The 6,219-nt window shown below is 75.3% G+C and carries 6 protein-coding genes; all 6 read left to right on the top strand.

The genetic code is table 11. The annotated features are described in order from the left end of the window. Positions 1-611, top strand: a 611-nt coding sequence (locus tag GXW76_RS24640) for an O-antigen ligase family protein (protein ID WP_211864791.1), incomplete at its 5' end; no start/stop codon positions are given. Continuing rightward, positions 580-1,173 carry a sugar transferase gene (locus GXW76_RS24635; protein WP_211864790.1) on the top strand — a complete coding sequence of 198 codons (594 nt, stop codon included), beginning with the start codon at positions 580-582 and terminating at the stop codon, positions 1,171-1,173. The genes GXW76_RS24640 and GXW76_RS24635, both read left to right, overlap by 32 nt. A 39-nt stretch (positions 1,174-1,212) precedes the next feature. Further along, positions 1,213-2,406, top strand: a complete 1,194-nt coding sequence (locus tag GXW76_RS24630; protein WP_338151037.1) for a DegT/DnrJ/EryC1/StrS family aminotransferase — start codon at positions 1,213-1,215, stop codon at positions 2,404-2,406. A 2-nt stretch (positions 2,407-2,408) separates the two neighbouring features. Further along, a complete protein-coding gene (locus GXW76_RS24625) occupies positions 2,409-3,749 on the top strand; it encodes a glycosyltransferase family 4 protein (RefSeq protein ID WP_211864789.1) in 1,341 nt (446 codons plus the stop codon). Then, complete coding sequence (gene wecB / locus GXW76_RS24620; protein WP_211864788.1) at positions 3,746-4,819, top strand: non-hydrolyzing UDP-N-acetylglucosamine 2-epimerase; 1,074 nt, start codon at positions 3,746-3,748, stop codon at positions 4,817-4,819. The genes GXW76_RS24625 and wecB overlap by 4 nt, the downstream gene beginning before the upstream one ends. Before the next feature lie 179 nt (positions 4,820-4,998). Continuing rightward, positions 4,999-6,075 (top strand): glycosyltransferase, encoded by a 1,077-nt coding sequence (locus GXW76_RS24615; RefSeq protein ID WP_211864787.1) that lies wholly within the window; start codon positions 4,999-5,001, stop codon positions 6,073-6,075. Positions 6,076-6,219: the final 144 nt, after the last annotated feature.

Below are 6,219 nucleotides of genomic sequence, written 5' to 3'. Positions count from 1 at the left end.
CGCTGGCGGCACTGGTGCTCGCGCTGGCCGTGGCGCCGGCCGTGGCGTTGTGGCGCGCGGGGCGGCGCGGGCGGGCGCTGCTCTGGCCCGGTGCGGTGCTGGCGGCGGCGGGACTCATGCTCGCCGTGGTGATGGGCGACCCGCCGCTCGCCGCCGGGCTGCGCACGGTGGAACGGCTGGCGGAAGGGGAGGTGGCACAATCCTCCGGCCGGCTCGCGCTGTGGCACGCGGCGCTGGAGCGGGGCGGCGAGGCGCTGCCATGGGGCCTCGGCACCGGGGGCTTTTCCATCGCGGCGGGGCATGGGGAGCGGCGCGGCCTCTACCCCCACAACCATATGCTCGAGGCGCTGGCCGAAGGCGGGTTGCCGGGGCTGCTGTTCTGGCTGCTGGCCTTCGGCGGCGGCGCGGCGGCGGCGGTCGCGCTCGGCGCGCGGAATGAGGGCTGGCGGGCTGCGCGCGTCGCGGCGCTGGTGTTGCCGGTGGCGCTTTCGGTGATGGTCTCGACCGACCTCGGCAACCGCATGGCCTGGTTCGCGCTGGGGCTGGCGCTCGGCCTCGGCGTGACCTCGGAGGGGCGGGATGTACGCGCGCTGCGGCAAGCGGGCCTTTGACCTCGCCGGCGCGGTGCTGCTGCTGGCGGTGCTGGCGCCGGTGATGGCCGCCGTCGCGGTGGCGGTGCGCGTGGCGCTCGGCCCGCCGGTGGTGTTCCGGCAGGTGCGCGCGGGGCGCGGCGGCAGGCCCTTCACGGTGCTGAAGTTCCGCACGCTGCGCGAGGGGCCGGGCGACGACGCCGCGCGCATGACACGCCTCGGCCGCCTGCTGCGGGCGCTGGCGCTCGATGAGTTGCCGCAGCTCGTCAACGTGCTGCGCGGGGAGATGAGCCTGGTCGGCCCGCGCCCGCTGCCGCTGGACTACGTGCCGTTCTATGCGCCGCGCCAGGCGTTGCGGCTGGCGGTGCGGCCGGGCCTGGCGGGGTTGGCCCAGGCGGCGGGGCGGAACGCGGTCGGCTGGGAGGAACGGCTCGAACTCGACGCCCGCTATGCCGAGGCGCCGCCGCGCCTGTCGCGCGACCTGGTGCTGCTGGCGCGCTGCACTGTGCTGGCCGCGACGGGTCGGGGCGCGACGGCGCCGGGGCATGCCACCATGCCGGCATTCCGCGGACGGCGGATATAACCGTTGGTTGATTTACAATAGTCATTATAGCATCAGGACGTGACAGTCCTGGTGCCCCTTCGTGCCGATGCCCGCCTGTCCGGCACGCCTGCCGGCGAGGCCTGGCCCCGGCGCATCCACCTTTCCCCGCCGCACCTGACGGGGCGGGAGATGGCCGCCCTGCGGGAGGTGCTGGACAGCGGCTGGGTCGCCCCCGCCGGCCCCGCCATTACCGCCTTCGAGGCCGCGATCGCGGACGCCACCGGGTTTCCGCATGTGCTCGCCACCGCCTCCGGCACCGCGGCGCTGCACCTTGCCTTCCGCGTCCTCGACATCGCGCCGGGGGACGAGGTCTGGGCGCCGGGCTTCACCTTCGTCGCCACCGTCGCGCCGGCGGTGCAGATGGGCGCGATGCCGCGCTTCCTGGACGTGACGCCGGAGTCCTGGACGCTCGATCCCGACCTGCTGCGGCGGGAACTGGCCGCAGCCGCGAGGCGCGGGCGGTTGCCGCGCGCGGTGGTGGCGGTGGACATCTACGGGCAGGCGGCGGATCTCGACGCCATCCTGGCGGCCTGCGGGCGCTGGGGGGTGCCCGTGGTCAGCGACAGCGCGGAAGGGCTGGGTGCGGCCATCCGCGGGCGGCATGCCGGGCGCGGGGCGCTGCTCGCGGCCTTTTCCTTCAACGGGAACAAGATCGTCACCGCGGGGGGCGGCGGGGCGCTGGCCTCGGACGATCCGGTGCTGGTGGCGCGGGCGCGGCACCTCGCCGGCCATGCGAAGGACCCGGCGCCGCACTACCAGCACAGCGTCACCGGGCATGCCTACGGGATGTCCTCGGTGCTCGCCGCGGTGGGGCTGGCGCAGATCGTGGCGCTGGAGGATCGGGTGGCGGCGCGGCGGGCGATCTTCGCGCGCTATGCCGCCGCACTCGCCGATGTGCCCGGCCTTGCCTTCATGCCGGAACCCGGGTGGGGCCGGGCGACGCGCTGGCTGAGCGCGGTGCTGGTGGACCCCGCCCTCTTCGGCGCGGACCGGGAGGCGCTGCGCCAGGCACTGGACGCCGCCGGAACCGAGACGCGCCCGGTCTGGAAGCCTCTCCCGGCCCAGCCGGCGTTCCGCGATGCGCCCTCGGCCGGCGGGGCGGTGGCGGCGGGGCTCTTCGCGCAGGGGCTTTGCCTGCCCTCGGGCACGGGCATGGCGCGGGAGGACCAGGACCGCGTCATCGCCGCCATCCGCGCCGCCTGCCGGGGCTGAGCATGCGCGTCCTTTACCTCCACCAGCACTATTCCGGGCCGGGCGGCAGCACCGCGACGCGCAGCCACGTCTTCGCCGAGGCGCTGGCCGCGCGCGGGCATGACGTGACGGTCGCCTGCGGTCGCTACGCCGGGGCCGCCACGGGGCTCGAAGGCACCTTCCGGCGAGGGCACCGCGAAGGGCGCGCCGGCCGGCATCGCGTGGTGGAATTCGACATTCCCTGCGGCAACGCGATGGGGCTCGCGGCGCGCAGCGGGGCCTTCCTGCGCTACGCGGCGCGGGCGGCGAGGCTCGCGGGTTCGGGGCGGTTCGATCTCGTCGTCGCGTCCTCCACGCCGCTGACGGTGGCGCTGCCGGCGCTGGTGGGGCGGGCGCTGCGCGGCACGCCCTTCGTCTTCGAGATCCGCGATCCATGGCCGGAACTGCCGCGCGCGATGGGGGGCGTGCCGCGCATGGCCCTGGCCGCGATGGAGCGGCTTGCGGACGCGGCCTGCCGTCGTGCCGCCGCCGTGGTGGCGCTCAGCGAGGGCATGGCGGAAACCGCGGTCGCGCGCGGCGCCGATCCGGGGCGCGTGCATGTCGTGCCGAATGGCTGCGACCTGCGGCATCTCGGGCCGCATATTTCGTCGTGGCGGCCGGAGGAGGCCGCGCCGTGGGAATGCCTGGCGCTCTATGCCGGTGCGCATGGGCGGGCGAACGGGCTGGGCACGCTGCTCGACGCCGCCGCGATCCTGCGCGCGCGGGGGGAGATGCGGCTGCGGGTAGTCCTTGCGGGAGAGGGCGCGGAGAAGCCCGCGCTCATGGCACGCGCGGCGGCGGAGGGGCTCGTTAATGTCACCTTCCTCGATCCGTTGCCGCGCGAGGCGTTGGGCCGTTTGCAGGCGGGTTGCCAGGTGGCGCTGCACCTGCTGGCCGACGTGCCGGAATTCGCCGAGTGGACGGCGCCGAACAAGATCATGGACGGGCTCGCCGCCGGGCGGCCCGTGGTGACGAACCAGCCCGGGCGCGCCGCGCGGATCGTGGAGGACGGGCCCTCGGGCATCGCGGTGCCGCCGGGCGCCGCCGCGGCGCTGGCCGAGGCGCTGGCGCGCCTGGCGCATGACCCGGCGTTGCGGGACCGCATGGGGGCGGCGGCGCGGCGGCAGGCCGTGACGCGGTGGGATTGGCGGCTGCTGGCGGACAGGTTCTGCGAGGTCGTTGAAGGTGCGGGGGAGGGGAACCTCCCCCGCTCCCCCTCCCTTCTTTGGCCGTTGGGAACTGACAGCCGCGGCCTGCGCCCGGAAACCAAAAAAGGGAGGGGGTTCGGGGGAGGTTCACCCTCCCCCGACCTTCCGTCGCCATGACCCTTCCCGCGGTCCATCTCGTCGCCGCCGCGCGCCCCAACCTGCCGAAGCTCGCGGCCCTGTGGCACGCCCTGGCCGAGGCTCCGCCCATCTGTGCGCCGCTGCTGCTGCACACGGGCCAGCACCACGACGCGGCGATGTTCGGGGACCTGATCGAGGATCTCGGCCTGCCGGCGCCCGCGATCTCGCTGGGTGTCACCGGCGGGACGCATGCCGATCTCACCGGCCGCACCATGATGGCCTGCGAGGCCGCCTGGCAGAAGCAGCGCCCCGCGCTCGTGGTCGTCGCGGGCGATGTGGACGGGGCGCTCGCCGCGGGGCTGGCGGCGCGCAAGATGCGCATCCGGGTGGCGCATCTGGAGGCCGGGCTGCGCTGCGACGACCGCGACATGCCGGAGGAGGTGAACCGCCGTGCGATCGATGCCATCGCGGACCTGCTCTGGGCGCCGGACAGGGCGACGGCGTTCCGCCTGATCGCCGAGGGCCATGGCGCGGAGCGCGTGCGCGCCGTGGGCAACGCCATGGTGGACAGCCTGCTGCGCCACCTGCCCTCGGCACGGGAGCGGCCCTTGCCGGAGGGGATCGCGCCCGGCGCTTTCGGCATCGTCACGCTGCACCGCCCGGCGAATGTGGATGACCCGGAGGCGCTGGGCGCGTTGCTCGACGGCATCGCGGCGGCGGCGCGGCACCTGCCGCTGGTCTGGCCGCTGCATCCGCGGACGCGGGCGCGGATGCAGGGCTTCGGCTTCGCTCCGCCGCCGCGCGTGACGATACTGCCGCCGCTGCGCTACCTCGATTTCCTCGCGCTGATGGCGCATGCGCGGCTGGTCGCGACCGACAGCGGCGGGGTGCAGGAAGAAGCGGCGGCGCTCGGGCTGCCCTGCCTGACGCTGCGGCCTTCCACCGAACGGCCGGCGACGGTCGAGGCGGGGGGGAACAGGCTGGTGACGGCCCGGGACCTGGCGGATGCCGTGCGCGACCCGCCCGGACGGGCGCAGGAGATTCCGCTGTGGGACGGCAAGGCCGGGGCGCGGATGCGGGCGCATCTGGCGGAGGTGTTCGGGGCGTGACGGTGGTGATGAAGGTCGGGGGAGGAGAACCTCCCCCGAACCCCTTCCCTTTTTTGGCCATGGGCGCTGGCCACGGCTGTCAGTCTCCAAATGACAAAGAAGGAGGGGGGGGCGGGGGGAGTTCATCTCCCCCCGTCCTTCTGCTGTCCGCCGCGCACCCGCCGGCCGACACCCGCGTAGTGCGCAAGGAAGGCGCGGCGCTGGCGGCCGCTGGCTGGCGCGTGATGCATCTGTGTCCAGGCGGCGCCGACGCCCCCGCGCGCGTGGACGGCGTCGAGATCATCACGCACCGCCATCGTCGCCTGCGCGGCCTGCTCGCGCTGGCGCGGGATGCGGCGGCGTGGCGCCCGGCGGTGATCCACGCCTCCGAGCCCGATGCCTGGCTGGCTGCGCTGCTCGCCGCCCGGCGCTGCGGCGCGCGGGTCGTGCTGGATGTGCACGAGCATTATCCCTCCCGCCTCGATGCCCGGCTGCCGTCGCTGCTGCGGCCGCTGGCGCGGGCGGGGATCGCGCTCGCCTGCCGAGTGATGGGTGTCGCGGCGGATGCCGTGGTGGTGGCGAAGGACGGGCTGGACGGGCCTTTCGCCGGCGCCGAGCGGCTGATCGCGGTGCGCAACTACACGCCCGCGCCGGTGGAACCGCCGCGCGCGCATCGGCCGGGGCCGCTGGTGCTTGGGCATCTCGGCGCCATCGGGCGGGCGCGGGGCTGGCCGCAGATGCTGGCGGCGCTGGCCCTCGCCGCGCCGGATGCGCGGCTGCTGCTGATCGGCCGCTTCACCGACGGCAGCGAGGCGGAATTCCACAGCCGCGCGGCCGAACTCGGCCTCGCCGGTCGCGTGGAGGTGACCGGCTGGCTGCCCCAGGCCGAGGCGCTGGCCCGCCTGCGCGGATGCGACCTGGCGCTGGTCCTGTTCCAGCGTGGGGAGGAGAACCACCGCCTGGCGCTGCCCCACAAGCTGTTCGACGCCATGGCCGCCGGCCTGCCGGTCATCGCGCCGGTCTTCGCCGAGGAAGTGGCCGAGGTGGTGCGCACTGCCGGCTGCGGCCTGCTGGTGGAAACCGGCGACCCGGCGGCGATCGCGGCGGCGGTGGCAGAACTGGCAGACCCGACGCGGCGGGCTGCGCTCGGCATGTCAGGGTGGCGCGCGGCGCGGAGTCGTTTCGCCTGGGAAGGGGAGGCGGCGCGGCTGGTCGGGCTCTACCGGGAGTTGTTGCCCGCGCCAAACTCTGGCGGGCGAGGCGCGCGCGCCCTATAGCCCCGCCATGGCCCGTGGCCCTTCGCATCGCATCCTGCTCAACCTGGCGCTCGACAGCGTGCTGGCGCTGGCCGCCCTGCCGCTCGCGGTCTGGCTGGCCGCGCCCGGCGCCTGGCCGGAGGGCGGCTGGTGGGGCGGGGCGCT

It is taken from the genome of Neoroseomonas soli (assembly GCF_018129065.1).
Lineage (GTDB): Bacteria > Pseudomonadota > Alphaproteobacteria > Acetobacterales > Acetobacteraceae > Neoroseomonas > Neoroseomonas soli.
The sequence above is the reverse complement of the archived record's forward strand: the minus strand, read 5'-3'. Positions and strand labels throughout refer to the sequence as shown.

Coding starts and splice junctions, on each gene's coding strand:
- GXW76_RS24635 (WP_211864790.1), top strand. CDS start 580: ATGTACGCGCGCTGCGGCAAGCGGGCCTTTGACCTCGCCGGCGCGGTG.
- GXW76_RS24625 (WP_211864789.1), top strand. CDS start 2,409: ATGCGCGTCCTTTACCTCCACCAGCACTATTCCGGGCCGGGCGGCAGC.
- wecB (WP_211864788.1), top strand. CDS start 3,746: ATGACCCTTCCCGCGGTCCATCTCGTCGCCGCCGCGCGCCCCAACCTG.